Below are 24,634 nucleotides of genomic sequence, written 5' to 3' on the forward strand. Positions count from 1 at the left end.
GGAAAAGAAATGGTCAAACGCGTTATAATGGTAGTCATGTTGAAACGGAAAGGAGATTTTATGAAGTTTACCGTTCAATCAACTGCACTTTTTCTTCTCTTTTTTATTTGTTTAAGCGGCTGTTCTGATAACGCCGAGCAGTCAAAAAAGCCGGCCGGCTATTTAGTTCAAGGGCGCATTTTAGAAGTGAAACAGGATGAAATTCTTATTGCAAACGTCATTCCCCGAGATACTGCGCTTGACTATACAACAAAAGAAATACTTGGTTCTAGCGATGTACAGCCTATTTATGTAAAAGTTTCGGATGATCAAACATACAAAAAAGGACAGCTCGTTAAAGCATGGCTCAAAAAAGACAAAAGCGTTCAGTATTCCATTCCGGCAAAAGGCGAAGCTGTTGAAGTCAACATTTTAAAACAGCCGTAGAAAAGCTCCTGTTACGGGAGCTTTCTTCGTGTCAGCTGACGTCCAGTCCGGTTCATTTTATGCTGTTCAAAATCCCACTTTTCTAAAAAGCGCTTTGCTGATATATAACCAGATTCATATAAAAATTCGATTTCTTCTTCCTTTAAGGCAAAATCCGTTGCCGTAATCACACCGGTTGGAATTTGCACCGTTCGTTCTTTTGTCTCCGCGTTCAAATAACGCAAATCATGAGCTTGCAGCATCGTCGTAAACATACTTTTAAATAAATGGACCGGCGTCGGAATAATAGCGGCTGTATCAATTTCTTCTTTTACAAATCGAAAACCAAACGTCGGGAAACGCGGATGCTCCGTATCAAACAGCCAAATCGGAAAATTGCTTAAAAGCGCTCCATCGACAATGTATGACCTCTTGAATCCTTTGGACTTCCAGATGACGGGACGAAAGAAAAAAGGAATAGACGCACTCATCATCACGGCTTGTGAAATCTTCATATCGCTTGGCTGCATTCCGTAGCGAGGCAAGTCGTCAGGCAGCACAAACATCTGTCCGTTCGAAATGTCCGAGGCAATAATTTTCAGCTTATCTGCCGGCAAATCCGCAAACGTTTCAATTCCTTTTTCACGCAGCAGACCATACACCCATTTTTCCAAATAATCATTTTTATAAAAACCTAAATGAACCATCAGTTCAATCAAGTTTCCAATCAGAGGAATTCGGTTAATGATCGTTTTCCCGCGAAACTTAGCATAGTCCATGTTTTGAAGCTCCCTGCGAATTTCACCGCTTTTATAGCCGCTCGCTAAAAGTGCCGCAATTAACGCTCCCGCTGACGTACCTGCTAGACGCTGCCATTCTACATTGCTTTCTTCCATCGCTTCAATCGCACCCGTGAATGCAATTCCTCGAACGCCTCCCCCTTCAAATACAGCATCTGCTTTCACATTTTCCCCTCCAATACCACTCTCTACTTTTTATATACCCTTTTTGTATATTCAAGGTTTCATTACTCCATGCCTTTTATTTTTCAAGCTAAAAGAACGTTTCATTTTCCATTAACATAAGGATATAACAACTAAAACTCTACAAAATAATGACAATATCGTTAATAAGTAATCTTTAAACTCCATTAAATGCTCATTTTTTGTTACTATAGTATATAAGATGAAAACTTAAACTAATTTGACATGTGGATATGTAAAAAGGAGCTAGTTATCAATGAGTGTACCCAACAAATTACGCGACAACGCAATGGTGATGTTAAAAGAGACAAGCCGAACATTTTTTATTCCAATTAGCCACTTGCCGGCAGAATTGCAGGATGCAGTAGGATCTGCTTACTTATGTATGAGGGCAATTGATGAAATTGAAGATCACCCTGAGCTAGAAGCCGGTGTAAAAAGCCGCTTGCTTTACGCCATTAGTGACCTGTTAAAAAAGTCTTTTAGCGAAGACGAATACATGGCATTAGTAGGTCCTTATCAAGCTGATTTACCTGACGTAACGCTTCAGCTCGGCAACTGGATTGCGCTTTGTCCGACTGGAGTTGCAGATCAAGTATTAGATGCAACTTCTATTATGGCCAAAGGAATGGCCGATTGGGTAGAAAAAGACTGGCATATTCAAAATGAAGCGGATTTAGATGACTATACGTTCTACGTAGCTGGTCTAGTAGGTGTGATGCTTAATGACATTTGGAAATGGTATGACGGCACGGAAACAGACAAAGAATTAGCTATTGCGTTTGGACGCGGCTTGCAGTCTGTGAATATCCTGCGTAATACCTCGGAAGATTCAGAGCGTGGAGTCAGCTTCTTTCCTAACAATTGGAGCAGAGAAGATATGTTTGCCTACGCTCGCCGCAATCTTTCACTAGGAAAGAAATATTTAGAAGATGTCAAATCGCTTCCAATCCTTCATTTCTGTAAAATTCCGTTAGCGCTTGCTGATGGAACATTAAACGCCTTGATGAAAGGAAAAGAAAAAATGACGCGTGACGATGTAAATAAAACGGTAAATGAAGTTGTGGATATGTAAAAACAAAAGCACGGAGCCCCTGGGTTCCGTGCTTTTTATATCTCTACCTGCAGACTTTCATATAAAGCGACTATTTCTTCTTGAATAATTGGGTAGTGTTTCAGGGTCGGAACACTTGAAAGCTTTGGCGCTCGTTTTTGCTCAGCTGCTGCAGCTAGCTGAGCAAATGTTTCCTTAAGCTCTCGTTTCTCCGTTTCTGACAGCTCATATCCTTCAAACGACGCAAGAAGCATATAACCTAACTGCTGTGTAGCGACAACCGCAGGCCACAACCCTTCCAGCTTGACGGCCGTTTTAGAATATTCTCCAATCACATTATCGTACAGCGCCCGAAGATTAACGAGTTCCCCTTGAAGCTTATTTCTTTCTCGTTTAATTCTTTCTTCATCTTGTTCGGTGCTTAGCATTTCTAAAAACTGTCCTTCTTTTCGTATCACATCTCCAAGCAAATATGGCAAACGAAGTGAAGAAGCTCGTTTGAAAATTAATACCGTGCCGACCACTCCAATAACAGAACCAATGACAATATCAATCACTCGAGCAGACGTAAAGTAGCTAATCGCTTTATCCGGATGACCGCTTTCAGCAATTAAAAGAGCATTTGGTGTGATAAAGAGCGTGCCGAGCGCGTAGTTTTTGACAATTACAATTTCAATCGTCGACTGAAGCACAAAGACAATGAGCGCAATGACGATTCCCGTTGGTTCAAGCATCAGAATCCCCGTTCCAATTAAAATACCTAAAATGGTTCCGACAGAGCGCTGAATACCTCGCTGAACCGTTGCACGAACGGTTGCTCCAAGCATCACTCCCGCGCACGTAAGCGGAATCCAGTAAGACCTTGGAATATTTGTCGTGTAGGCAACAGCTGCGGCGATGATCATAATAATTCCGTAGCGCAAAGCGTTTTTAAGCACATACGAACGTTTGTGAAAAGCAGCTTTTAACCGTGCTTTTACGCTACCTTGTGAAAATTGAATATACTCTGTTTCTTTTAATTCCTTCATTTGAAGAACGTCGTTTACATCTAATAATAATGTGCGCAGCTCTTCTTTGATGGACAGCTCTTCAATTTCTTCTCGAACGTCTCGAATTTTTTTATGTTTTTTTAACGTGGCCATTTCGGATGCGAACGTTTCAATCACTGCCTGTGCTTTTTTAGAAACAGCTGGATTAAAATCGTTCGCAGCGGCCATCACAAAGATAAACAGCCCTTCGGCTTTTTGATTTAATAAAAACAGACGATGCGCAAACGATGATTTTTTTCGATTAATTTTCGCTTGTTTCATCGCTGTTTCCGCTGCCCGAAGCTCGACAACCGTTTTATGCTGCTCGGCGTGAAACGATTCCGTACCAAGAGACCCGACAAATGAAGCTAGCTGCCTGTACGCTTTCGCCACAGCGGCAGTTTCAGGTCCGCGCGGGTTAATAAGCCAGCCGCTCATGCTAATACACCAAGATAGTATCCCTCCTAAAAAAACGAGTCCTGCGTGCAAAAAAACAGCCTGCAAATTCGACGCTGGAATGCTCGTGCTCACAGCAAATGAAAGGACAAAAAACATGGCAGAAGGTCCTGGAATTTTTAACGCTCCGAAAACATAAACCGATACAGCTCCAATAACACCAAATAAAATGGTTTTCATCCAAGCTACGTCAGCAAATAACGAGCCGAGTGTAAAGCACAGCGTAATGCCCAGCAAAGCTAAAAATAACTTAACGCCGCGCTGCGCGTAAGGCTCATCTTTTGTATACAAATATGTAAAGCCGCCAATGCTTGCAATGAGTCCGTACTGCAAATGATCACACAAAATTCCTATCAAAATCGGCAGGCTTGAAGACAAGCCTGAGCTGATTCCTCTTACCCACGGAGAAGAAGCGTGATTAAAGCGAAAAGCAGCTTTGATTCCCGGCGCTTGTGGAGAAGCCTCAATTTTATGATGAATTTCAGTATGATTATATGTTGGTGACTTTTTGTCATCACTCACCTTGACCTCCTCCTTTCTCTCCATATATCTTTCCTGTTCTTAAAACGAGATAAACCTAAAAAACCGCTGTTCCTATCCGTATTGTGTTTAGGAACAGCGGTTTTTATCCTTATGAGCAGCGTACAGTAAAAACAAAAAGCAGATGAAACGAATGTCTCATCTGCTTTTTACTAACAGCTCTACTGCTTCTTTTACTAAGTTTTCGGTATTCTCGCCTTTTTCAATGCTTTCTCTTACGCATTGTTCAAGATTGGTGCTGACAATAACACCCATCGTGCGATCAATTGCGCTTCTGGCTGCTGAGAGCTGTGTCACAATGTCACGGCAGTCTTTTCCTTGTTCCATCATATTTAAGACACCTTTTAACTGACCTTCAATTCGTTTTAAACGATTTTTAACTTGCTTATCATATTCCATCATACTACTACCTCCGCTCATGCATGATTGCGTTTCTTGCTTTTAAGCTGTACGCAAGAAGTAAATGTATACACAACTTTATACCTGTTAGGGTATGATGTCAAGTAAAGAAAGTTTAACATAAATGTTAATACTTGTTTACACCTTATTTATTGTCCTGTAATCTAAACTTAGCAATCTGAGAGTATAGTTAAGCTGTATAAACGACTTACACTGGAGGTTTGAGATGGCTACATACGGGAAAAAATTAATGGCAAGTCTATTCATTATCATGGCATGTATTTTAGGGTTTATGGGACATGCGGCTTTTTTAGCTCCTGAAAAAACGGAAGCTGAAGTAAACTATGATGCGACGCTTTATTTTCCGTTAGACCGATATCCTGAAACGGGTGATCATATTCGTGACGCGATTGCCGCTGGGCACTCTTCCGTTTGCACAATTGATCGCGACGGTGCTGAAGCGAACCGGGAAGAATCGCTGAAAGGATATCCAACATAAACAGGTTATGACAGTGATGAATGGCCAATGGCTATGTGCGAAGAAGGCGGAGCAGGAGCTGATATTCGCTATATTTCACCTTCTGATAACCGCGGAGCCGGCTCATGGGTTGGAAATCAGTTAGAACAGTACCCAGATGGTACACGCGTACAATTTATCGTTCAATAATAGCTGAACAAGTTTTACTTTGAAGAGGTGAAATCATGAAAACAAAATGGAAAGAACAAGAGCTAACCATGTCTTATCACCAGTTTACGCTATTTCAAAAAGGACAGCCAAAGCCCCATCACGACTGGAGTGATGAAGATATTCAAAAAGGATATGTCGCAGACGATAAAGCTATTTCGTTTGAAGCCGTATCGAACACAAAAGCCATTATTGAAGTGTGGATAAACGAAACTCCAGACGCATCACGGGCTGAAAAGACCACTCGCCTTCCTTTTCACGTCGAAAGCGAGGGGATTGAAATCAAAAGCGTCCTATCTGAAACCTTAAGCTATGACATTCCAAAAGGATATTATTACGTTACATGCCTGACTATTCCTCTTCAAGAAAAAACAAACTCAGGCCTTTATTTAGTGAAGTATTTGCTGCATTTTGAAAGTCAATAAAAAGAAGGAAGCCTACTGTAAGCAGTTCAAGTAGTATAATCATAATTACACAGTAAGTAACTCATAAAAAGAGACTGAACCAAACGTATTTTAAGTGAAGGAAGTCCGAACGATGAATCGTTCGGACTTTTTCATTGAGTTAATTGCGTTATGTTCCAGCCTCTTTTTGCGCAAGATGCTAAAATATCCATCCGTTAAAAACCATACCTAAATTAATAATAAAATGAAAAACTATGGCTGGGTATATGCTTTTCGTCTTTAAAACGACAAATGCATAGAAAAGTCCACCAAAAGAAAAAAGTAAACTCATGATTAAAGGAATTCCTATTGATATGTGCAAAAGACCAAATCCAATACTCGTAATGAAAACAGCATAAAAAGTGGAAAGATTACTTTTTCAATAAGATAACATAATCCCTCTCCAAAGCAATTCTTCTAAAATAGTGTTTATAACGGAGAATACTATACCGTATATGACGAATGATTTTGTATAGCTTATATCTTCAACGAACAGTAACGGTACAAAGATTGTAGCCGAACCAATTAGACCAAACATTAAAAAGTACGATAGCTTAATCGAATGATATGGCATCACTATGAGTTTCTGCCAGTCTGGTAATGATGCAAAAAGAAATACCTTTTGTTTGGACAACAAAATGGAAAGCAATAGTCCACCTATGATAAACAAAAGTAAACTTCTGTTTATCATAATTTTCATCTTTTTAGATAGATCCCATTCAGTAATATAATTGCTTCCTATTTGAAACATACATGTCCCTACTAAAAAGAATAGAAACAGAGAAAGCGTTGCACGATATTTAGAGGTTAAAGCATAGATAAAAAGCAAGCCAATGATGGGCAACATTCCCGCAGCAAATAACTTATAAGAAAAATAAACTTATTATAAGGATGAGTAATACATTTATTCGTAAATATTGAATATAAAACTCCTCATTTCACTGTTCTTCTGATTCGCTTTATGGTAGCTGGACTTTGACCAAACAATTTTTATTTAAGCAATGAAAATAAACTGAATCCATCTATAAAAATAAAAAATAGAGGGTAAAACCTTTGCGATTTCACCCTCTATTTTCCGTACTACTATTTCAGACACTCAAGACACTGACCGTTCTCTGTTTATTTACCGTAGTATTCATAAGTTTCTTTATTTGATATAAACGGGCTGATTTCACCAAGTGAGAACAAGTGCAGCTCATGCATCGCTCTTGTGCATGCTGTATAAAATAAATTTCGCTCGTATTCATCTTGGTAACATTCACTCGATGCATTGTAAATGATGACGGCATCAAATTCAATTCCTTTTGCTAAGTAAGCTGGCAGAACAAGCATGCCTTTTTCAAATGAACTTGTTTCTTTTGTCAGCAGCCTTGCAGACATCGCTTCAGGCAGCGCTTGGAATGCCTGACGACTTTCCTCAGCTGTTTTGGCAATAACAGCAATCGTTTTATAGTTTTGCTGCTTCAATTCATTAATTTTGTGTATAATTGCCTCATGCAGCTTTTGCACGTCGCCTGTAGCCGTCACTGTCGGTTTCGCTCCGTCTCGATTAAACGGCTCGATTAAATGGCCATTTGCCACCATATCCCTTGAAAACTCGACAATTTGGCGTGTTGATCGGTAGCTTCTCGTAAGAGTCAGCGTTTCTGCTTCTTTCTCTTCGTACAGTTCGCTTGAAAGAATGGTCGGTGCGTTCATAGCGTGCGCATAGATCGCTTGATTCAAGTCTCCAAGCAGCGTCATTCTGGCATGCGGAAACAGCTCTTTTAAAAACGCCAGCTGAAACGGTGAATAGTCCTGTGCTTCATCAATAAACAAATAGCGAATGACAGGATTAGCTTTGCGCCCTTCAATTTGATCTTTTATATATAAGTAAGGCGTTACGTCTCCATAAGACAGCTTCATGTTCATGATTCTGTGCACCGTGTTTTTAGCAGTGTCTTCCCATCCCTCTACGTGGGAAAAAAGGTGATTTCTTTCAAACAGCTGCATATAGATACGGCGAATGTCGATAAATTTAAGCTGCTTGATGGCTTGCTTAATAAATTTCATTTTCTTAGCTACAACAGCTTTGGCTAAATACGCTTGTTCCCGGTCGAAATCATCAAATGAGCTTTCCGTATAGCCTTCCTTTTTCTGCAGGTGCTGATAGGCCTCCACGTAATCTTCTTTTTCTAAAAGCTGAATTTCTTCTTGAACCCAATCTTTTTTGCGCTCAAGTTTTTCAAGCTGATTAATGAGTTTAAGCGCCCATTCCGCTACGAGCTGCATCCTGTTAGGTATGGAGATTCCCGTATCAAGTGAATAGAAATAAGACAGCAAACGCCGAGCGGATAAAACAATTTCGCCGCGGAACTTAATGTTTTTAAAAATGATGTCTTTAGTAGAAAGTTCTTCGATATACGCATCTACCTGTTTTTTAAATTCACGGCTTGCCTTGTAGCGAATTTCCTGCATTTTTTGCTTTTTTGCCGCAGCATCTTTTTCCGTTAGCAAATATTCGATTTGAACGAACAAGTCCTCCACTTCAAACTCGTTTCCTAACCGGCCATCGGCATATTGCTGAAACGTTGTTTGTTTCATATTGTCTTCTCCAAGCTCCGGAAGAACGGTTGAGACGTAGCTGTTAAAAAGCGGATTTGGTGAAAACAGCATCATGTTTTCTGCAGTCAGCTGCTTTCGATGATGATAGAGAAGATAAGCCACGCGCTGAAGAGCCGCAGACGTTTTACCGCTCCCTGCTACCCCTTGAACGATCAGCACTTTATTTTTTTCATTTCGAATAATTTGGTTTTGTTCTTTTTGAATTGTCGCTACAATACTTTTCATTTGACTGCTTGCATTATGTCCGAGCACTTCTTGAAGCAGCTCGTCTCGAATGGTAATTCCTGTATCAAACATGCTTTTAATTACGCTATTTTCGATAATAAACTGACGCTTTAGCTTCATCTCGCCTTTAATCGCTTCACCTGGCGTTTCGTACTGCGCTTTTCCCGGTGAATAATCATAATAAAGACTCGAAATAGGCGCACGCCAATCATAAATTAAAAACTCTTCATCTTTTTGATCCATTAAAGAGCCCACGCCCACATAAATAGCTTCCGCTTCTTTTTCACCATTTTCTATAAAATCAAAACGTCCAAAATAAGGGGATTGCGTTAGTTTTTTTAATGTTTTTAATTGATCATACGCTTGTCTATGGGTAATTTCACGTTCAGCTAAAAGTTCTGCCTGCTGCTTAATACTCGTAAATGTCTCAATCACGTCATCCGGCTCATCCATATTAACCGTGACATCGTCCCAAAACGTGCTTCGCAAATCGACAATTTCGCCTTTTACGTTTCCTACGCTTTTTCCTATTTTTTCAGCTTTTTGGCTGATTTCTTCTACTACCCAATCAACTCGCTGCTGTTCTTCTGTTAAATTTTTGTCTTTCACTTATCCACACCCCTTACACACGTTACCCGATAACAAAACTTGTTACCGGGTAAAAGCGATCATTGTTTATTTTTTCAGAGCCTACATACTTCCATACTGAGCTCGTAAATCCCTGCTATGTAACCATATTATGTCTTAATTTCCACTGTTAGTATACTGAAAAATAATGAACTCCACAACAAAAAGGGCTGAGATAGTCTCAAGCCCCTTATCTTTATAAGTCGTTCTTCTACTTATTAGCTATTGCTGTTTCCAAAAAGTTAGTAGATGAATGATGGCTGACACCACTTCTACTCCTTGAAACGCCAGTAAACCTGCTGCTGCCGCTGTAAATAATCCGACTACGGCTTCTTTAAAAATGAATGGCATTGATACCAGCTCCTTTACTTATTTAAAATAAGTAGATTTGTTATCATTCTACTCTTTTTTTCAGAATTTTCAATACCTTTTTATTATCAAAATAAAATAAAAACGCTTTCACTTTATAAAAATAAAGTGAAAGCGTTTTTTAAGCTTCCTTTTCCAATGCGTTCAGCGCAAGCGCATATGCTAATCCTTTTCCTTTTTGCACGACATGCTGCACTTTTCCCATATTGCACGCTTCTTGAGCACTAACAGTCATGCCGTTTGTTAATTTGAGCTGCACAGATTCTTCTGCAATTCGTACGTCGCATGCTAAAGCTAACTCATACCCTCCGCCAAACGTAAAGTTTGTAAGAAGCGCAATCGTTTGTTTGGAGCTGCATGAAATACGCTGAAAAATCGCTCGAGCTGCTACTGCATGAATTGGCTGATAAAGCCTTCCTGTTTCTTCACGTAGGAAAGAGGTTGTTCTATGATCTCCGTTCATTTTATAGTACTCTCCCATAAATACAATAGATCCAACCGAAGCATCGTGCTGCAGCTCATTCATCGTTTCTTGAAGCTCATACATGACTTCACTGTTCAAACGATTGAGCATCGACTGATTCATTCGTACAACCGCCACATGGTTTCTTTTTTCTACTTTGATAAATCTTTTCATCATTCCTCCGCCCTTTCCCCTGTCGTCCTTTATGAATAAAGCGCTTTCAAAATACATCGCTTTTTAATAGAAACGTTATTTTCATAGTTTTATCATACAACAAACTCATAATTATTTCCATTACTTTTTTAATTTTCCGTCAATAATTCCATGAATCATTTCCATGTTTTTATCAAATAAGACGTGCTATAGTATAAACAGCACAAATGCAGCTGAACTCACTGATAAAAGGAGTAATCACTATGAAATACGACTTAACAAAATGGGAGCCTCACGGCTATTCTTGCCCTGTGGAAGCAGCCGTTGATGTAGTCGGAGGCAAATGGAAAAGCGTCATTTTGTATCAATTATCCAAGGAACGCCGGCGCTTTAATGAACTGCGCAGACTCATTCCCGGCGTGACGCAGCGAATGCTCACGCTGCAGCTTCGCGAACTCGAGCGCGACGGAATTATTCACCGCGAAGTCTATAAACAAGTTCCGCCTAAAGTAGAATATTATTTAACACCCTTTGGAGAAACGCTCATCCCTATTATCGAGCTGATGTTTAAATGGGGATATGATTATACGGATAAAATTGCTGAAGCGAGAATTCAAGCAGAAAAAGAGTAAAAAGCACGCAAAGCGTGCTTTTTTTATACATGTTTACGAATCAATAATTCTTTTAACCCGTACACAAACGTGCTTTCAATCGGCTTTAACTCAAATGACGGGCTCCAGTCCATCTGCGGATAGCGGTCAATCAGCTCAGCCAGCATAATTTTTGCTTCTATTCGAGCAAGCGGTGCTCCTAAGCAAAAATGAATGCCTCTTCCAAATGCCATGTGCACATTTGGCTTTCGATCGATTTTAAATACATCCGGGTCTTCAAAGTACTGAGCGTCTCGATGCGCAGATCCCATCCATGGAACGACGTGTTCGCCCGCTTTTAGTTTCTGACCGGCAAGAGTCACATCTTCTTTTACGATTCGGTGAAGAGCCTGAACGGGTGAACGATAGCGAAGAACTTCTTCAATCGCAGAAGGCAAAAGTTCTTTCTCTCGTTTGAGTTGTTCAAAAGAAGCTTTATCTTCCATTAAACAATAAATCGTATTTGAAATTAAATTTGTGGTTGTTTCGTTTCCTGCAATCAGCAACAAAATAGAAAAACCAACAATTTCTTCATCCGTTAGCTGTTTCCCTTCTTCTTTTGCCTGAAGAAGCACGGAGATAATATCATCTCCTGGACGCGTGCGTTTTTCTTCAATGATTCGATAAAAGTAAGTTTCTAGCTCATCATTTGCTTTCATTTTCTCTTGCTGCAGTTTTTCGAGCGTTTCACGTTCGTTATTAGAGGGACCGGCTACGATAATATCCGACCAATCTTTAAACTGACGCTGATCTTCTATCGGCACGCCTAAAATATCGGCAATTACCATAACCGGAAGCGGATAGGACAGATGCTCGACTATATCAATATCTTCAAGATGCTCAACTTCTTGTAATAATTCAGCTGTAATACGCGCAATTTTAGGCTCCCATGCTTTCATCGCTTTAGGCGTAAAAGCTTTATTAACAAGCGCTCTCATTTCAGCATGCTTAGGCGGATCAATATTAATTAGGCTTGTTCCTAGAGCAGTTTGTCTTTGGTTTTGTGGAGGTCTTCGATCAGAAGAAAAGATATTCTTTTGTTCTAGCACTTCTTTGACCCCGTCATAGTGAAAAACATCCCATACCTGCCTTTCTTCATCCCATTGCACAGGCGCGCTGTTTCTCATCTCTTCATACCATGAAAAAGGATTAAAGCGCTCTTCTTTTGTTTGAATCGTATTCACTTGACGGACGATTCCGTTTTCTCTTTCGGTTTTCATGTTAAAACCTCCCCGTATCGTTCAAATAGAATGACTGTGTAGTCATCTATGACCAAATAGTACCATATATACGAATTTTCTTAAAAATGATAGCTGTATATTTTAATAAAAATGAATCCATAGAAGGATATATTTTACAAAAAAGGGTAGGCGCATAGCGCCTACCTTTTTAAGAATAATGTTCTTCTGGTTTTTGTAATCGGTTGTCTAACGCGTACGCTCCGCTTCCTGCTAGAATCATATGAAGTGAAACGACAAAAAGGGCAACCTCAAGCTCATAGCCGCCTGTAAAACCAGCACCGCTTTTCGCTGTAAAAATAGCGCCAATCATCACAATCGCAAACAAGACACCGATTAAACGCGTTTGAAATCCAAGAATCATAGCGGCTCCCCCTACGAATTCAATAACCGCAACCGCATAAGCGAAAAACGCCGGAATGCCCATGCTGTGGAAAAAACCGACCGTATTATCAATACCACTTTGGAATTTGCCAAGACCATGAATAAAAAACGTTAGCCCTAACATAAGACGAAGTAAAAACGTTCCAAGCTGATAGCTTTTCATTTCTTTTCCTCCTTTTTTACTTTTGTCTGCACATGTAACAATTTTAGTTACAACTGTGAACAAATTCAAGGGGTTAGAACAGAAAAACAAGATATCAGCAAATTTTCTTATCTCATTTTAAACGTTTTTTTGGAAGTAAGGCAATACTCCCTGCTCAGTCACGCTGAAGATAAGAGAGAAAAGCAAAAATATGATCGTGAATAATGAGTTCTGCCGTAGGAGAATGGTTCTTTAATGGTAGGTGCTCAGAATATCGAAACCGATTGAATTTATTTACGTCAACATGGTGAACGGCCTGCACATGAAAACCTTCTATTATTGCTTTTACTTGAGCAAAAGGCGGCATCACAAGAGATTCGGCTCCAATTTTTTGCAGGCACTCTCTGCTTATGGCATGAGGAACAGCTGTCATCGAGCTCATTAATAAATCTTTTCTTCCTACCGTCTCATTTAACACGTACTTCCACCCCTGCACAACATGCGTGAGCTTCGCTTCATCTTCACATACGTTTAAAGCTATATCAACACCGCTCGCTACCGCTGAAGCAAACGGATACAACTCTTGAGCTGAAAGAACAAAATCCCCGTCTATAAAGAGGAGAATATCTCCTGTTGCTGCAAGTGCCCCCGCAGCTCTTCCGCAGTCATGCCCTAACCGCTCATCGTAGACGATAGTTTTGACGCCCTGTTCTTTGGCGTACTTCTCTGACTGATCCGTAGAGCCGTTAATCACAACAATAATTTCCAACGGTTCAAGTTTTCTTACTTCTGCAATTACTTGTTTGATTGTTTGTTCTTCGTTGCAGACCGGAATAATAACAGACAGCTGTTTCCCTCCATAAAAAGAAGATAATTTCCCCCAGCCGTGCTCTACAACTGGAATGGGCTGCGAAAGCATATCCACTCGCCTTTTACGATTTGACGACAGCGTATAGTATGTTTGAAGAAGCTGCTGATAAGATTGAATTCGCTCTTTTCTGCGCAGCGGGCGATCAAACGGGCGAAAGCTTCCCTTTCCCTCTGTCTCAATCGTAATATGCGTGCTTACACGATACTGTGTTAAAAACGTCACAAATAAAGAAAGAGGCGGCATCTCCCAGTAGTTCTTTAATACGCTTAGCAGCACGCCGTAAGGTGCTTTTAAATAAGCGTTGGCACGATGAGGCTTTCCGAGTGCATGATGCAGGACCGTACTCCACGTCAGTTCACTGCGATTAAAAGTATTCATCTTTGTTTTTCCCCACTTGTTTAGCACAACATCACTATGTCCAAATAACAGCGCCTGCACAAAACGTTCAATCTCAGAAGCCGAAAGAATAATATCTCCATCTACAAATAAGACGGCATCTCCTTTGGCGACTTTGGCTCCTTCCATTCTTGCTTCATGGGGAGAAAGGCGTTTTTCCACTACTTTTACCATGCACCCTTCTTCTTTTGCTATTTTTACTGAAGCATCGGTACAGCCATTTGCGATTACAATAATCTCAAGCACATCCACTTTCTTAATTTGTTTAAGCACGGTCTTTAGCGTGTCTTCTTCATTGTAAACAGGCAGCACGACAGAAAGAGTTTTCATTAATATCACCCCTAAAAAAAGAACCACTGAATAACTCAGCGGCTTCATTCATTTAAAATACCTCTTGTATCTACAACTTTTTTTGCATTTTTTACGATTGACCAATCCACCTGACTATGGTCAGTTAATACCAGTACAACATCGCTTTTTTCGATTTCCTCTTTTGTGAGCGGGACAGAAAAGTACATTTGCTTATTAAAGACGGCAGAGTCAATATATGGGTCATGATACGTTAATTCATACCCTTTTTCTAAAAGACCTTCACAAACGGTTAGCGCTGGCGATTCACGTATGTCATTTACGTCTTTTTTATACGCAACGCCCACCACGAACACGCGCTTTTCATTTGCGTCAAGCTGCTTTTCAACTCGCTTAATCACTTTATTTGGCATTTCTTCATTAATATGATGAGCCGCTTCAATAAGTTCGCTCGTTAATCCATTTTGCTTTAGTTTCCATAAGAAATAAAGCGGATCAACAGGTATGCAGTGCCCCCCTATTCCGGGACCTGGATAATAAGGAGTAAACCCAAACGGCTTGGTAGATGCCGCTTGTAAGACCTCATAAAAATCTATTCCTAATTCCTCACACAGTTCGTTTGTTTCATTCACCAACGAAATATTGACCAGGCGCTGAATGTTTTCAAACAGCTTGCACATTTCCGCTACTTTCGGAGAAGAAACAGGTACAACCTGCTGGAAAATACTTTCGTAAAATATCTGTATATGATGAAGGCATTCTTTGCTGTAGCCGCTGATCACTTTTGGAATATGCTCAATGTCATACGACTTGTTTGCCGGATCAACTCGCTCTGGAGAATAAGCTAAATAAAAATCTATTCCAGCTTGCAAGTTAGAATCTTTCAAAATAGGTAAAACAATTTCTTCAAGCGTACCTGGGTAGGTAGAGCTTTCATAAATAATCGTTTGTCCTTTTACCATGTATTCTTTTAAGAAAGTAGATGCGCTAATAACTGGTCCTAAATCTGGATTGTGCGTTTCTGTAATTGGGGTTGGCACGGTCACCACTACATAATCGCAGGCTTGAAATGCCAAAATAGCTTTTTTTAATTCATATGCTTGAAAATTTTTCTCGTTTTGAATCACATCATTACTTACGTCTGGAATATAGCTTTTCCCTTGTCTTAGCGCTTCAATTTTCCCCTTGTCAATATCAAGTCCAATCACGGTGTAGTTTTTCTTAGCAAACAAAAGAGCAAGCGGCAGTCCCACATACCCTAGACCAATAACAGCAACTTTTTTATTCATTGTTCAACACCTCAAACAAAAGATCATGTCTTCGTATGTCCGGAAGAAATTCGCCTCTTTCACTGGTTTGGCTGATATAGTACGCCATGGCCTCTACATAATCCCCTAAAATTCGCTGAGTGGATGCTGCTAGACCTTGGACTTTCATATGCTCTTTTCGAATCCGGTTCGTTCGCGCCACATCTACAAAATGAACAGGCTGAACCGTAAAGCCGTATATGATACTTTTTAATTGAAATAAAGGGGGAATAATAAGAGAATCATAGCCCACTTTCTCCATTACATCTCGTTTAATTGCATGCGGAATCGCCGTCGTTGTATTAATCGTTAAATCAGGACGTTTGCAAACAAGATTAAGAAAATATTTCGCAGCACTTACCGAGTGAATAGGATGCACTTCGTCAAGCAGACATTCTAAATTATTAAGCGCTACATCAATTCCTTGATCAGCAGCTTCTAAATACGGACGTAAATTTTCCGCAGAAATAACAATATCTCCATCTATGAACAAGCAAACTTCACCGCTGCTGTACATCGCACCAATTGCTCGAGGTACATTGTGCCCAAGGCGCTGCTTGTAATGAAGAACAGTAGCTCCGGCTTCAATCGCTCGTTTGACCGTTACTTCATCGGCTCCGTTGGCAACCACAATGATTTCCTCTACTCCGGCTTTTCTTACTTCTTTAATCACATTTGCAATCGTCTCTTTTTCTTCACCTGCTGGAATAACAGCACTGTACTTAACTCCTGTTTTCCGTTTTACATTCGGTGTATAAGCGGAAACAACTTCTCGGTTTCGATCACCATCTGTGAGCCCGCCTCTTATTCCTTTTTCTTCGATAAGATGAGCTAACGCTTTAATATGATCTCCAATAATATAGTTAGTGGAAATAGGGAAAGGAGAATTGGTAGGAATGGTTTTGTGGGTAGTTCTAATCTTATTGGTATAAATAACGTCTGAAGAACACGGTGCAACGATTGACATTCCTTTTAAAAGAGCAATCGTATGAGCAAGAGGCGGGTGAGCTAAGTTCTCGTATCCAATTTTAGCTGCTGATGTTTTCTTGATAGCATGGGGAATAGCTGTTAATGCTTGAATGGATAAATCTTCACGCTGCAAGCATAAGTTCAGCATGTATTTCGCAACGGAAACCGGATGCGGACGCACTTTCCGCTTCATAATCCATGAAAGGTTGTTCAACGCTATATCATGACCGGTTTCTATAGCCTTCGTATATTTCATCAGCTCCTCATGAGGAACCGCTATATCTCCGTCCAAAAAAAGCAAAATATCTCCTTTTGCTTTTTTAGCCCCAATGGCCCTTCCAATATTAATACCAAGAGCTTCTTCATAATAAACAACGCGGCATCCTGCACCCTCGGCGATTTCCTTTGTTGTATCACTGGATCCATTTACGACGACAATAATCTCAAACGGCTTCATTTTTTGAACTTCTTTAATGACAGGTAACAAAGAATCAGCTTCGTTACAGGCTGGAATAATCACTGATACTTTCAAACTCACTCAACTCCGCTGAAAATTCGAACATACGTAATGGATACTAATGGAATGGTTACATCTGCAGGCTCGCCATATGAGCTTGATGTACGTACAACAGCCGCTGCGTCCGTAACAGCAAGCAGTGTTCCATTAATAACGTCAATAGCTGTGATGATTTGCACAAATGAACCTACATTTTCTCGTAATGCATCTTGAAACATATTTTTTTCCTCCTTTCGTTTAAGCGCTTTGAATAGTCACAATGCTTGTAAATGGCAGTAATACCGTTGACGTTGGAGACTCTACTAATTCCAAATAATCATCTCCCACAAACGTGACCACACCTTCAAGTGGACCAGCTGTCGTTTCAATCACAACTTCCTGTCCGATATACTGCTCGGCAATTTCTTTAAAAGGTGATTCTTGAGATTCTTTAATAATACTGATCACATATTCTCTAAACGTGTCAGAATAAACAACATCTTCTACTGCTTTTTTTGTGTTTTCCTGAATAAATTCAGCAAATCGATTTGAAAACAAAAGGTGTTTTATCTTTTCCACATAGCGACGGTAACAACAAAAAAACATAAATTTTGTTCCTCCTTTTTATACTGTTATCCCTTCAAATTACCTACAACAATTGACGTAACCTGAGAGATTACTTTATCAATATATACAAGCTGTATCATAAAGGTGACAGAACTTTTATCATATTTCCATACAAATACGCACATGACTAGCCCGTTTTGCATATGATTACTTTCTACTTCCTCCTAGCTACTGAAACCCAAACAAAAAAAGACAAAGCTCCTAAGCTTTGTCTTTTTTTATCTATTAAATGATGAATCAGTTAGCTGCAATACTCTTTGCTCCTATATAGCGCTCTTGCCAATAGCTTGAATTTTTATCGCTAATTGTAACGCCTTTAGAAGACGATGCGTTAATAAACTTTCCGTCTCCAAGATAAATGCCTGCATGAGAGGGGCCTTCTTTGTATGTTTCAAAGAAAACAAGATCTCCTACCTGCGGTTCACTTACATTTTCACCTGCTTTATAGATATCTTCAACCGTTCTTGGAATATCAACGCCTACGCTTTCTTTATATACATACTGAAGATATCCGCTGCAGTCAAATCCTGAAGGTGTAGTGCCGCCCCATTTGTACGGCGTGCCCATTAAGGATTTTGCTTTGCTGATTACTTTATCCGTATTCACTTCTGATTCGCCTTCTACAACGCCGCCTTTACCTAATGCATTGTATGTATTCTCTCCAACAATTCCATCTGCTTCTAGATTATGTTTCTCTTGAAAAGCTATAACCGCTTTTTTTGTTTCATAATTAAAATAACGCGATACTTCGCCTTTTAAAAATCCTTTATCTTTTAACACCGTTTTAACTTGTTCAACATCATCATTTGTCATCCCTTGTTTTAAAACCGTGTCGCCAAACGCAGCATGTCCCATTGCCGGACTTGCAAATAAAGCTCCTCCTACAAGAAGCGCCGATAGCATTTTTTTCATTTCGTTTCCTCCCCGAATCATGTTTTAAGCACCGTACAACCATACCATCTGCGGATAACAATTCAATTAATAGAAGATAACAATTTGATAACAATCTTCTTAAACAGCCTCAACTCTTGGATGTAAAACGCCGAAATATAAAAAGAAGAGAAAAACAACTATTCTAGCAAATAAAGGTGATAAACATGAATTGGTTTAAACGAAACAAAGCGCACGCCGAAGCCGTGGCTATCGAATCCATCACTGTAAAGCTTCATGTATCGGACCCCGTGATAAAAAAGCAGATTAACATGATTTCCTTAACAGCAGAGGATCTCGAACGGATTGCCAGATTTCAAGTTCACGCGCTGAATGCTATCGAAGAGATCGTGAATGATTTTTACAAAGCTATTGGCGAACAGGCCCATTTGGTTGCGATTATCGAAAAGCACAGCAGCGTCCATGCATTAAAACAAACGTTAAAACAACATATCTTAGAAATGTTTGATGGACAAATAGACGATGCTTTTGTGGTCAAACGTCAAAAAATTTCCAAGATGCACGTTAAAATTGGACTTGAGCCAAACTGGTATTTGTGTGCATTTCAAAATTTATTTACGTCACTTCTTTCAGTATGTGAACGTTCGATGGAATCAAAAGAAGAATGTCTGGCTTTTATTGCAAGTATGACAAAGCTTATTAGTCTAGAGCAGCAAATTGTGTTAAAAGCCTATGAGCTTGAATATGACGAGCAGCGCGCTGGACTTCAGACTCAAAAAGAGAAAATTCAGCTTGAAATCTCTCGTACATCCTCTATCCTTTCTTCGCTATCTGAAGAAACGAAGAAATTTATGAATCAAATGCACAATCAGTCCTCTGACGTCGTTTCTTATGCAAACAAAAGCTCTGAACTAGCAGAAGTCATTGAGAAGGAATCCGTTACGAGTCAAGCAAAATTAAAACAAGAACAAAACATGCTGGGAAGCATACAAAAAAATACGTCGCTCATTCAAAACAAAATGAAAACGCTCGAACATACATCACAGCAAATTCATCAAATCGTTTCGATTGTTACTTCTATTGCTGAGCAAACAAATTTATTAGCATTAAACGCTTCGATTGAGTCTGCTCGAGCGGGCGAGCATGGAAAAGGATTTGCAGTAGTGGCACAGGAAGTACGGAAGCTTGCAGAAGAAACGAAGAAATCTATTGCTAATATTTCCACTTTTATCGGAGACATTCAAAAACAAATCGAAAGCGTCTCGACGTTAGGCGGAGAAGTCGCTACATTAACAAAAGATACGGCTGACAATATGAACAACATTACTTCTTTTTTCACGAACGTTCTTAGCATAACAACCGAGAACAAACAGCAAACCGTTCTAACAAAAAAAGAGCTTGAAAAAATAGCGGATGTAATGAAGCAGCTGTCTCTGCGAATTGAGAAGATGGCACATTCCTCAGAAGAACTTGAACGGTTAACTGAAAAAAGTTGATATGCAAAAAAGCCTTCTCAGCTTGCACAAGAAGGCTTTTTTATTTTTTCAAGCTAGCAGCGGGCTCTTGAGAAGAACGTTCGATAAACTGGACAAAATCCTCTCCGTATATGCTTCGAATCAGAGCCGTCAGCTCAACAAAGTCAGGCAGCTCTCCGTAAACATCTCGCAGCGGCATCGCTCCTTGAAACAAAGGGTTTTCAAGAGGGTTATAATCCTCGAGCGTTTTTAAAAACATCTTTTTTCCTTCTTCTGTGAGCTGTACGTATGTATTCCGCTTATCTTTCTCATTTTTAGAAAGGGTAAGATAGCCCCGCAAGTGCAATTTTTTTGCAAAGTTAAAAGCTGTGGATAAATGCATGACGCCTAGCTTTGAAATGTCAGTCATCGATGCAATTTCCAGCTGATAAGCAATCCCCAAAATGTGATGCTCATTAATGCTCAGATCGTACGGCTTAACCCACTGCTCCCAATCCTTTTCAGTAGACTTCCAAAGAGCTTTGCTTACTTGCATCACAAGCTGATTAAACAGCATAGCATCTTTAATTGTATCTTGATTTAACGTGCGTTTCACCTCTTCACTTCCTCTCTAGAAATGCAACCGTTCACATCATTTTCCCCTAAGACTTTATAAACAAAAAGAATGAAAATATATACAAAATATTATACATGATTGCTTATATATTTCAACTTATTTTGCATAAAAATAAATTTAAACGTTTCTTTATGTAAAAAAACAGGCGTAAACGTTCAGCGTTCACGCCTGTTTTTTAATGAATATACCGTCTACCAACCAGAAGGTTTGAAATAACGTCCGTTAGAATTTCAAACTCAATGTTTCCCATATATCCTGGGGCGACTTTGTATTTATCAAATACAATTCTAAGCTTGTGATCTTTTGTAATACAGAAGCTTTGATTTTCAGCAATCTCTTTAAAAGGATCCATATCTTCTTCAGTCAGCCAGTAGATTTTGCCTTCTTCATGTTTCATTTGATCTTTCATTTGCTGTTTAATATTTTCACTAATGACCTTTATATAGCTTTTATCCAAATAAGTGATTTTTATACAATTTTCAACAACTTGAGCAAAGCGTAAGACAAAAAACAACAAAAACTATTGGTAGAATGGCTTTTAGAAAAAGAAAACGGAGAGTGAAACATATGAAAATCATCTGGATATCAGTTTTGCTTTTAGGATGTTTGATGGGGGTTTCTATCGGTATGGATATGATGCAAAGGTTTTTAGTTTTTCCATGGCTTTGCAAAATGGCTACATTCCGTTTCGTGTGATGGAGTTCGCTGAATTATTTGTACTTTTCCTCCTTTTATTCTGTTTTGTAGCTGAAGTACCTATCACTCATTTAAAGTAAAAAAAGCACAACAGCGTCAAAGATAAAACAACATAAAAAACACATATTTCTCCTTTTTACCACCTATTCTCCTTTCCATTTAAATGTTATAATTTTCATAATTGGAATAACTTTTACACGCCTTTCTACATGGAAAGCTGTACGCTTAAACTACAAAATAAACATTGACTTTGAACTAAAAGGTGAAGAAATGATGAAAAAAAAATTAGCCGTTATTAGTACAGCTTGCTTACTTATTCTTGCAAGTGATCCCATCCCTTCTTATGCTACTCCCGATTCCCCGGATTCCTCTTCCGACGTTTTGGACCAGTCAACAGACCTGGATACAACTGAAGATGTAAAAGCTATTTTTGACTCTCTCTATCAAGAAGGCTATTCGCTTGGAGAAGAAGATGGATACGCACAGAAAAAATTCGAACAGTTTGATCAAACAACAGGACTGGACAAATCTTCTGAAGAATTCACGTGGTTCATGATGGGGTATACGGTAGGATATAAAAAAGGACAGCAGCAAAAAGAGGAAGAACTCAAGACTGAACAAGAAAATGAAATAGCTGCCGGCGAAGAGGAAGGCTATCAGCAAGGCGTCCTTGATTACAAACATGCTACTATTCAATCAGAAATCGCCCCTTTCCCTTCTAAGTCATCCGACTGGAATAAAGGTTATGTTCAAGGCTACAAAAAAGCTATTTCTTTAATGGACTTATCTGTTAAAGCAAAAAAAGAAGGCTATGACCAAGGTCTTGAAAATGACTCAATGAGTGTTCCGAGCATGTATGATGATGAGGATGTCACACGTCAGGCTTTTACAGAAGGCTTTGAAACCGCTCAAGCCGAAGTGCTGAAGCAGCAAAAAAAGCAGTTTGAAAAGCAGGGCTACGTACAAGGTTATCACGACCTTTCATTAGAAGTACCTGCAGAAGCAGAAGGCGAATTGCAAACAGTCTTTGAGCAAGGATATGAAAAAGGACAGAAACAAAAACAAAAAGACGTAAAAGCAGACGGATACGACTCAGCTTTTACTTATCAGACCTATAGAGCGCCTAAAAGTCTTCAGGACAAGCCTCAACTAGAAAAATGGTACAAAGCAGGTTTTTATTCGAATAAAGATGTGAAATCTTTACAGCAAAAAGCTTATAAAGACGGCTGGAAACTCGGAAAAGAAATGAGCGTTCCGAAAAAATACAAGCAAAATAAAGCTGCGGTGGCGATGTACAAGAAATATTTTGAACAAGGCCAAAAAAAGCAGGATAAAACCGTAAGTCATATCCTGCTCGGCAGCGGTATTGTTCTTACACTGGTTGCCCTTATCACGCTATGGAGACTTCGCCGCCGTAAAAATGAAGAGACAACACTAGATAGCTAAAGACGAGTACATAAAAACCCGGAAAATCGTGATTTTCCGGGTTTTTATGTTAAATAATCATTCGTTTATTTTCCGCAAGCTGAACTTCTTGCTCTTGTTTTGACTGATTTTGTTTTCGAATTTTCAAATAATAATAAACATAGCAGCCTATAAAGAAAATACCTCCGCAGTATAACGCCATTCGCTGCTCGGGATCAAACGCAAGACTGATCATAACGATACAGTTCGTAATAAGCGCTACGATAGGAAGAACCGGATAAAGAGGTGTTCTAAATTTCAGATCTTCTACTTTTCCACCTTTAGCCACGTAAGCACGACGAAACGCAAGCAGTGAAGCTGTAATCGCAATCCAGCCAATTTGAGCGCCAAGTCCAGCGAGTGAAATCAACCATACAAAAACGGTTTTAGCTGCCACTACGCTTGAAAGCAGCGAAAAACATGAAATTACAAGCGTAATTAATAGTGCATTAAACGGAACTCCTCTTTTGTTAACTTTTCCAAGCGCAGGACTTGCCATTCCTTCTCTTGAAAGAGAATAAAGCATACGTGTAGCCGCGTAAAATCCAGAGTTTGCGACTGAAAGAAGAGCTGTTAAAATGATAAAGTTCATAATATCCGCCGCGTAAGGTACACCTACACTGTCTAACACAACAACAAACGGACTTTCTACGACGCCTGCTTTTTCACGAGGAATCATGCTTGCTAGGACAAACACGGATAAGACGAAAAAGAAAAGCGTACGCCAAACCGTTTGCTTGATCGCTTTTGGAATTGTTTTTTCCGGATTTTCACTTTCTCCTGCCGCAATTCCAATCAATTCTGTTCCTTGAAACGAAAAGTTCACCGTAATCATTGTAATCAGCAAAGCCGTTACGCCATTTGGAAACAGCCCTTCGGCAAAGAAGTTTGATAGAAGCGGTGCTTCCTGTCCGCTTTTCATATCAATGAGTCCAAACATTGCCGCTCCACCTACAACAATAAACATAATGATGGCGAAAATTTTAACGCTTGAAAACCAAAATTCTGTTTCACCAAATGCTTTAGCTGAAAGTGCATTTAGTGAAAAAATTAACGCTCCAAAAATGGCGCACCATAACCAAACGGGCGAGTCTGGGAACCATCTTTGCATTAATTGTCCGGCAGCTAAGAACTCAAGTGCCACCGTTACTGCCCATCCTAGCCAGTACAGCCATCCAATCGCAAAACCGGTTGCAGGGCCGATAAATTTAGTGGAGTACGTTTGAAACGATCCTGCAACTGGCATAGCAACGGATAATTCTCCAAGACACAGCATCGTTAGATACATAATGATCCCTCCTACTAAGTAGGAAATCATTGCTCCCATCGGACCTGCTTCATTGATGGTATAACCTGAACCAAGGAAAAAACCGGTACCAATACATCCTCCTAGTGATATCATAAAAAGATGCCTTGTTTTCATCGTTCTTTTTAATTCTCCTGGCTGTCCCTGTGGAATATTCATCCCATTTCCTCCCTTTGCTGCATAAAAAATGAAATCGCTTTCATTTTTTTAGGTTTATTTTGTTTTTATAGCCGCTTACTAGGTAGCTCTTCATGACTGAAGTCCATTGATGCCGGATGATTTTCAAATGGCGCCAGCCCCGTAGCGAGGATGGCAGCCGCTTAGTTCTGCATGACCGCTTATTAGATCATAACAGGTTTTCTT

The 24,634-nt window shown here is 39.6% G+C and carries 25 protein-coding genes and 3 pseudogenes; 9 read left to right on the forward strand and 19 right to left on the reverse strand.

Annotated elements, in window-relative coordinates; translation table 11 throughout:
• Positions 1-60: 60 nt before the first annotated feature.
• On the forward strand, positions 61-426 hold the full coding sequence (locus ACN6NE_RS03940; RefSeq protein ID WP_129704101.1) for a DUF3221 domain-containing protein: 366 nt from the start codon (positions 61-63) through the stop codon (positions 424-426).
• 11 nt (positions 427-437) lie between these two features.
• On the opposite strand, the gene ACN6NE_RS03945 is transcribed toward ACN6NE_RS03940, so the two are convergent.
• Positions 438-1,370 carry a patatin-like phospholipase family protein gene (locus ACN6NE_RS03945; RefSeq protein ID WP_474324630.1) on the reverse strand — a complete coding sequence of 311 codons (933 nt, stop codon included), beginning with the start codon at positions 1,368-1,370 and terminating at the stop codon, positions 438-440.
• A gap of 274 nt (positions 1,371-1,644) precedes the next feature.
• On the opposite strand from ACN6NE_RS03945, the gene ACN6NE_RS03950 reads away from it, so the two are divergent.
• Positions 1,645-2,463 carry a squalene/phytoene synthase family protein gene (locus tag ACN6NE_RS03950; RefSeq protein WP_129704103.1) on the forward strand — a complete coding sequence of 273 codons (819 nt, stop codon included), beginning with the start codon at positions 1,645-1,647 and terminating at the stop codon, positions 2,461-2,463.
• A gap of 35 nt (positions 2,464-2,498) precedes the next feature.
• Here the strand turns inward: ACN6NE_RS03950 and ACN6NE_RS03955 are convergent, their stop codons facing one another.
• Together ACN6NE_RS03955 and ACN6NE_RS03960 are read right to left on the reverse strand one after the other, a co-directional pair.
• On the reverse strand, positions 2,499-4,448 hold the full coding sequence (locus ACN6NE_RS03955) for an FUSC family protein (RefSeq protein WP_474324632.1): 1,950 nt from the start codon (positions 4,446-4,448) through the stop codon (positions 2,499-2,501).
• A 156-nt stretch (positions 4,449-4,604) separates the two neighbouring features.
• Positions 4,605-4,865: a metal-sensitive transcriptional regulator gene (locus ACN6NE_RS03960; RefSeq protein ID WP_013058561.1), complete on the reverse strand. Its 261-nt coding sequence runs from the start codon at positions 4,863-4,865 to the stop codon at positions 4,605-4,607.
• 292 nt (positions 4,866-5,157) lie between these two features.
• On the opposite strand from ACN6NE_RS03960, the pseudogene ACN6NE_RS03965 reads away from it, so the two are divergent.
• Both ACN6NE_RS03965 and comJ read left to right on the forward strand, forming a co-directional pair.
• Positions 5,158-5,532 (forward strand): annotated as a pseudogene (locus tag ACN6NE_RS03965) (NucA/NucB deoxyribonuclease domain-containing protein).
• A gap of 35 nt (positions 5,533-5,567) precedes the next feature.
• Positions 5,568-5,975 (forward strand): competence protein ComJ, encoded by a 408-nt coding sequence (gene comJ / locus ACN6NE_RS03970; RefSeq protein ID WP_474324633.1) that lies wholly within the window; start codon positions 5,568-5,570, stop codon positions 5,973-5,975.
• A 178-nt stretch (positions 5,976-6,153) separates the two neighbouring features.
• On the opposite strand, the pseudogene ACN6NE_RS03975 reads toward comJ, so the two are convergent.
• The 5 genes and pseudogenes from ACN6NE_RS03975 to ACN6NE_RS03995 all read right to left on the reverse strand — a co-directional run.
• Positions 6,154-6,348 (reverse strand): annotated as a pseudogene (locus ACN6NE_RS03975) (CPBP family glutamic-type intramembrane protease); the annotation flags it as partial.
• 24 nt (positions 6,349-6,372) lie between these two features.
• Positions 6,373-6,744, reverse strand: a complete 372-nt coding sequence (locus ACN6NE_RS03980; RefSeq protein ID WP_474324634.1) for a hypothetical protein — start codon at positions 6,742-6,744, stop codon at positions 6,373-6,375.
• A 368-nt stretch (positions 6,745-7,112) separates the two neighbouring features.
• Positions 7,113-9,431 carry an RNA polymerase recycling motor HelD gene (gene helD, locus ACN6NE_RS03985; protein ID WP_129704113.1) on the reverse strand — a complete coding sequence of 773 codons (2,319 nt, stop codon included), beginning with the start codon at positions 9,429-9,431 and terminating at the stop codon, positions 7,113-7,115.
• Positions 9,432-9,671: 240 nt separating this feature from the next.
• Positions 9,672-9,800 (reverse strand): hypothetical protein, encoded by a 129-nt coding sequence (locus ACN6NE_RS03990; protein WP_276319764.1) that lies wholly within the window; start codon positions 9,798-9,800, stop codon positions 9,672-9,674.
• Between the two features lie 139 nt (positions 9,801-9,939).
• Positions 9,940-10,458 carry an enoyl-CoA hydratase/isomerase family protein gene (locus ACN6NE_RS03995; protein ID WP_474324636.1) on the reverse strand — a complete coding sequence of 173 codons (519 nt, stop codon included), beginning with the start codon at positions 10,456-10,458 and terminating at the stop codon, positions 9,940-9,942.
• Positions 10,459-10,697: 239 nt separating this feature from the next.
• Here ACN6NE_RS03995 and ACN6NE_RS04000 point away from each other — a divergent pair, with 239 nt between their 5' ends.
• Positions 10,698-11,066 (forward strand): winged helix-turn-helix transcriptional regulator, encoded by a 369-nt coding sequence (locus ACN6NE_RS04000; protein WP_060747183.1) that lies wholly within the window; start codon positions 10,698-10,700, stop codon positions 11,064-11,066.
• A 23-nt stretch (positions 11,067-11,089) separates the two neighbouring features.
• Here ACN6NE_RS04000 and ACN6NE_RS04005 read toward each other — a convergent pair whose 3' ends face one another.
• From ACN6NE_RS04005 to ACN6NE_RS04040, 8 genes are all read right to left on the reverse strand, one after another.
• On the reverse strand, positions 11,090-12,304 hold the full coding sequence (locus ACN6NE_RS04005) for a cytochrome P450 (RefSeq protein ID WP_474324638.1): 1,215 nt from the start codon (positions 12,302-12,304) through the stop codon (positions 11,090-11,092).
• Between the two features lie 169 nt (positions 12,305-12,473).
• Positions 12,474-12,869: a DoxX family protein gene (locus ACN6NE_RS04010; protein WP_013058570.1), complete on the reverse strand. Its 396-nt coding sequence runs from the start codon at positions 12,867-12,869 to the stop codon at positions 12,474-12,476.
• A 154-nt stretch (positions 12,870-13,023) separates the two neighbouring features.
• Positions 13,024-14,445: a glycosyltransferase family 2 protein gene (locus tag ACN6NE_RS04015; protein WP_474324640.1), complete on the reverse strand. Its 1,422-nt coding sequence runs from the start codon at positions 14,443-14,445 to the stop codon at positions 13,024-13,026.
• Positions 14,446-14,489: 44 nt separating this feature from the next.
• Positions 14,490-15,713: a nucleotide sugar dehydrogenase gene (locus ACN6NE_RS04020; protein ID WP_474324641.1), complete on the reverse strand. Its 1,224-nt coding sequence runs from the start codon at positions 15,711-15,713 to the stop codon at positions 14,490-14,492.
• Entirely contained in the window at positions 15,706-17,232 is a 1,527-nt protein-coding gene (locus tag ACN6NE_RS04025; protein WP_129704121.1) for a glycosyltransferase family 2 protein, read from the reverse strand. The genes ACN6NE_RS04020 and ACN6NE_RS04025 overlap by 8 nt, the downstream gene beginning before the upstream one ends.
• Before the next feature lie 2 nt (positions 17,233-17,234).
• On the reverse strand, positions 17,235-17,435 hold the full coding sequence (locus tag ACN6NE_RS04030) for a hypothetical protein (RefSeq protein WP_029323776.1): 201 nt from the start codon (positions 17,433-17,435) through the stop codon (positions 17,235-17,237).
• Between the two features lie 19 nt (positions 17,436-17,454).
• Positions 17,455-17,802 (reverse strand): DUF2642 domain-containing protein, encoded by a 348-nt coding sequence (locus ACN6NE_RS04035; RefSeq protein ID WP_029323778.1) that lies wholly within the window; start codon positions 17,800-17,802, stop codon positions 17,455-17,457.
• 258 nt (positions 17,803-18,060) lie between these two features.
• Complete coding sequence (locus ACN6NE_RS04040; RefSeq protein ID WP_474324643.1) at positions 18,061-18,735, reverse strand: C40 family peptidase; 675 nt, start codon at positions 18,733-18,735, stop codon at positions 18,061-18,063.
• A gap of 185 nt (positions 18,736-18,920) precedes the next feature.
• On the opposite strand from ACN6NE_RS04040, the gene ACN6NE_RS04045 reads away from it, so the two are divergent.
• On the forward strand, positions 18,921-20,210 hold the full coding sequence (locus ACN6NE_RS04045) for a protoglobin domain-containing protein (RefSeq protein ID WP_474324645.1): 1,290 nt from the start codon (positions 18,921-18,923) through the stop codon (positions 20,208-20,210).
• A 40-nt stretch (positions 20,211-20,250) separates the two neighbouring features.
• Here ACN6NE_RS04045 and ACN6NE_RS04050 read toward each other — a convergent pair whose 3' ends face one another.
• The gene (locus tag ACN6NE_RS04050) at positions 20,251-20,784 is read right to left on the reverse strand and encodes an HTH-type transcriptional regulator Hpr (RefSeq protein ID WP_013084563.1); all 534 of its coding nucleotides are present in this window, start codon (positions 20,782-20,784) and stop codon (positions 20,251-20,253) included.
• Between the two features lie 196 nt (positions 20,785-20,980).
• Positions 20,981-21,259 (reverse strand): annotated as a pseudogene (locus ACN6NE_RS04055) (RsiV family protein); the annotation flags it as partial.
• A 113-nt stretch (positions 21,260-21,372) separates the two neighbouring features.
• Between ACN6NE_RS04055 and ACN6NE_RS04060 the strand changes: the two are divergent.
• From ACN6NE_RS04060 to ACN6NE_RS04070, 3 genes are all read left to right on the forward strand, one after another.
• Positions 21,373-21,501 (forward strand): YczF family membrane protein, encoded by a 129-nt coding sequence (locus ACN6NE_RS04060; protein ID WP_474324647.1) that lies wholly within the window; start codon positions 21,373-21,375, stop codon positions 21,499-21,501.
• Positions 21,501-21,581, forward strand: coding sequence for a hypothetical protein (locus tag ACN6NE_RS04065; RefSeq protein WP_474325205.1), 81 nt, complete (start codon positions 21,501-21,503; stop codon positions 21,579-21,581). Before ACN6NE_RS04060 ends, ACN6NE_RS04065 begins: the two co-directional genes overlap by 1 nt.
• Positions 21,582-21,771: 190 nt before the next feature.
• Positions 21,772-22,947, forward strand: coding sequence for a hypothetical protein (locus tag ACN6NE_RS04070; RefSeq protein ID WP_474324648.1), 1,176 nt, complete (start codon positions 21,772-21,774; stop codon positions 22,945-22,947).
• Between the two features lie 49 nt (positions 22,948-22,996).
• Here the strand turns inward: ACN6NE_RS04070 and ACN6NE_RS04075 are convergent, their stop codons facing one another.
• Positions 22,997-24,430, reverse strand: coding sequence for an amino acid permease (locus tag ACN6NE_RS04075; RefSeq protein ID WP_043978423.1), 1,434 nt, complete (start codon positions 24,428-24,430; stop codon positions 22,997-22,999).
• Between the last annotated feature and the right edge of the window lie 204 nt (positions 24,431-24,634).

Source organism: Priestia sp. 53B2, from assembly GCF_056099005.1.

Bases quoted from the DNA above. Each gene is read 5' to 3' on its own strand.
- ACN6NE_RS03940 (WP_129704101.1), top strand. From the start codon at position 61: ATGAAGTTTACCGTTCAATCAACTGCACTTTTTCTTCTCTTTTTTATT.
- ACN6NE_RS03950 (WP_129704103.1), top strand. From the start codon at position 1,645: ATGAGTGTACCCAACAAATTACGCGACAACGCAATGGTGATGTTAAAA.
- ACN6NE_RS03960 (WP_013058561.1), bottom strand. From the start codon at position 4,865: ATGGAATATGATAAGCAAGTTAAAAATCGTTTAAAACGAATTGAAGGT.
- comJ (WP_474324633.1), top strand. From the start codon at position 5,568: ATGAAAACAAAATGGAAAGAACAAGAGCTAACCATGTCTTATCACCAG.
- ACN6NE_RS03980 (WP_474324634.1), bottom strand. From the start codon at position 6,744: ATGTTTCAAATAGGAAGCAATTATATTACTGAATGGGATCTATCTAAA.
- ACN6NE_RS03990 (WP_276319764.1), bottom strand. From the start codon at position 9,800: ATGCCATTCATTTTTAAAGAAGCCGTAGTCGGATTATTTACAGCGGCA.
- ACN6NE_RS03995 (WP_474324636.1), bottom strand. From the start codon at position 10,458: ATGATGAAAAGATTTATCAAAGTAGAAAAAAGAAACCATGTGGCGGTT.
- ACN6NE_RS04000 (WP_060747183.1), top strand. From the start codon at position 10,698: ATGAAATACGACTTAACAAAATGGGAGCCTCACGGCTATTCTTGCCCT.
- ACN6NE_RS04005 (WP_474324638.1), bottom strand. From the start codon at position 12,304: ATGAAAACCGAAAGAGAAAACGGAATCGTCCGTCAAGTGAATACGATT.
- ACN6NE_RS04010 (WP_013058570.1), bottom strand. From the start codon at position 12,869: ATGAAAAGCTATCAGCTTGGAACGTTTTTACTTCGTCTTATGTTAGGG.
- ACN6NE_RS04015 (WP_474324640.1), bottom strand. From the start codon at position 14,445: ATGAAAACTCTTTCTGTCGTGCTGCCTGTTTACAATGAAGAAGACACG.
- ACN6NE_RS04020 (WP_474324641.1), bottom strand. From the start codon at position 15,713: ATGAATAAAAAAGTTGCTGTTATTGGTCTAGGGTATGTGGGACTGCCG.
- ACN6NE_RS04030 (WP_029323776.1), bottom strand. From the start codon at position 17,435: ATGTTTCAAGATGCATTACGAGAAAATGTAGGTTCATTTGTGCAAATC.
- ACN6NE_RS04035 (WP_029323778.1), bottom strand. From the start codon at position 17,802: ATGTTTTTTTGTTGTTACCGTCGCTATGTGGAAAAGATAAAACACCTT.
- ACN6NE_RS04040 (WP_474324643.1), bottom strand. From the start codon at position 18,735: ATGAAAAAAATGCTATCGGCGCTTCTTGTAGGAGGAGCTTTATTTGCA.
- ACN6NE_RS04045 (WP_474324645.1), top strand. From the start codon at position 18,921: ATGAATTGGTTTAAACGAAACAAAGCGCACGCCGAAGCCGTGGCTATC.
- ACN6NE_RS04060 (WP_474324647.1), top strand. From the start codon at position 21,373: ATGAAAATCATCTGGATATCAGTTTTGCTTTTAGGATGTTTGATGGGG.
- ACN6NE_RS04065 (WP_474325205.1), top strand. From the start codon at position 21,501: ATGGAGTTCGCTGAATTATTTGTACTTTTCCTCCTTTTATTCTGTTTT.
- ACN6NE_RS04070 (WP_474324648.1), top strand. From the start codon at position 21,772: ATGATGAAAAAAAAATTAGCCGTTATTAGTACAGCTTGCTTACTTATT.
- ACN6NE_RS04075 (WP_043978423.1), bottom strand. From the start codon at position 24,430: ATGAATATTCCACAGGGACAGCCAGGAGAATTAAAAAGAACGATGAAA.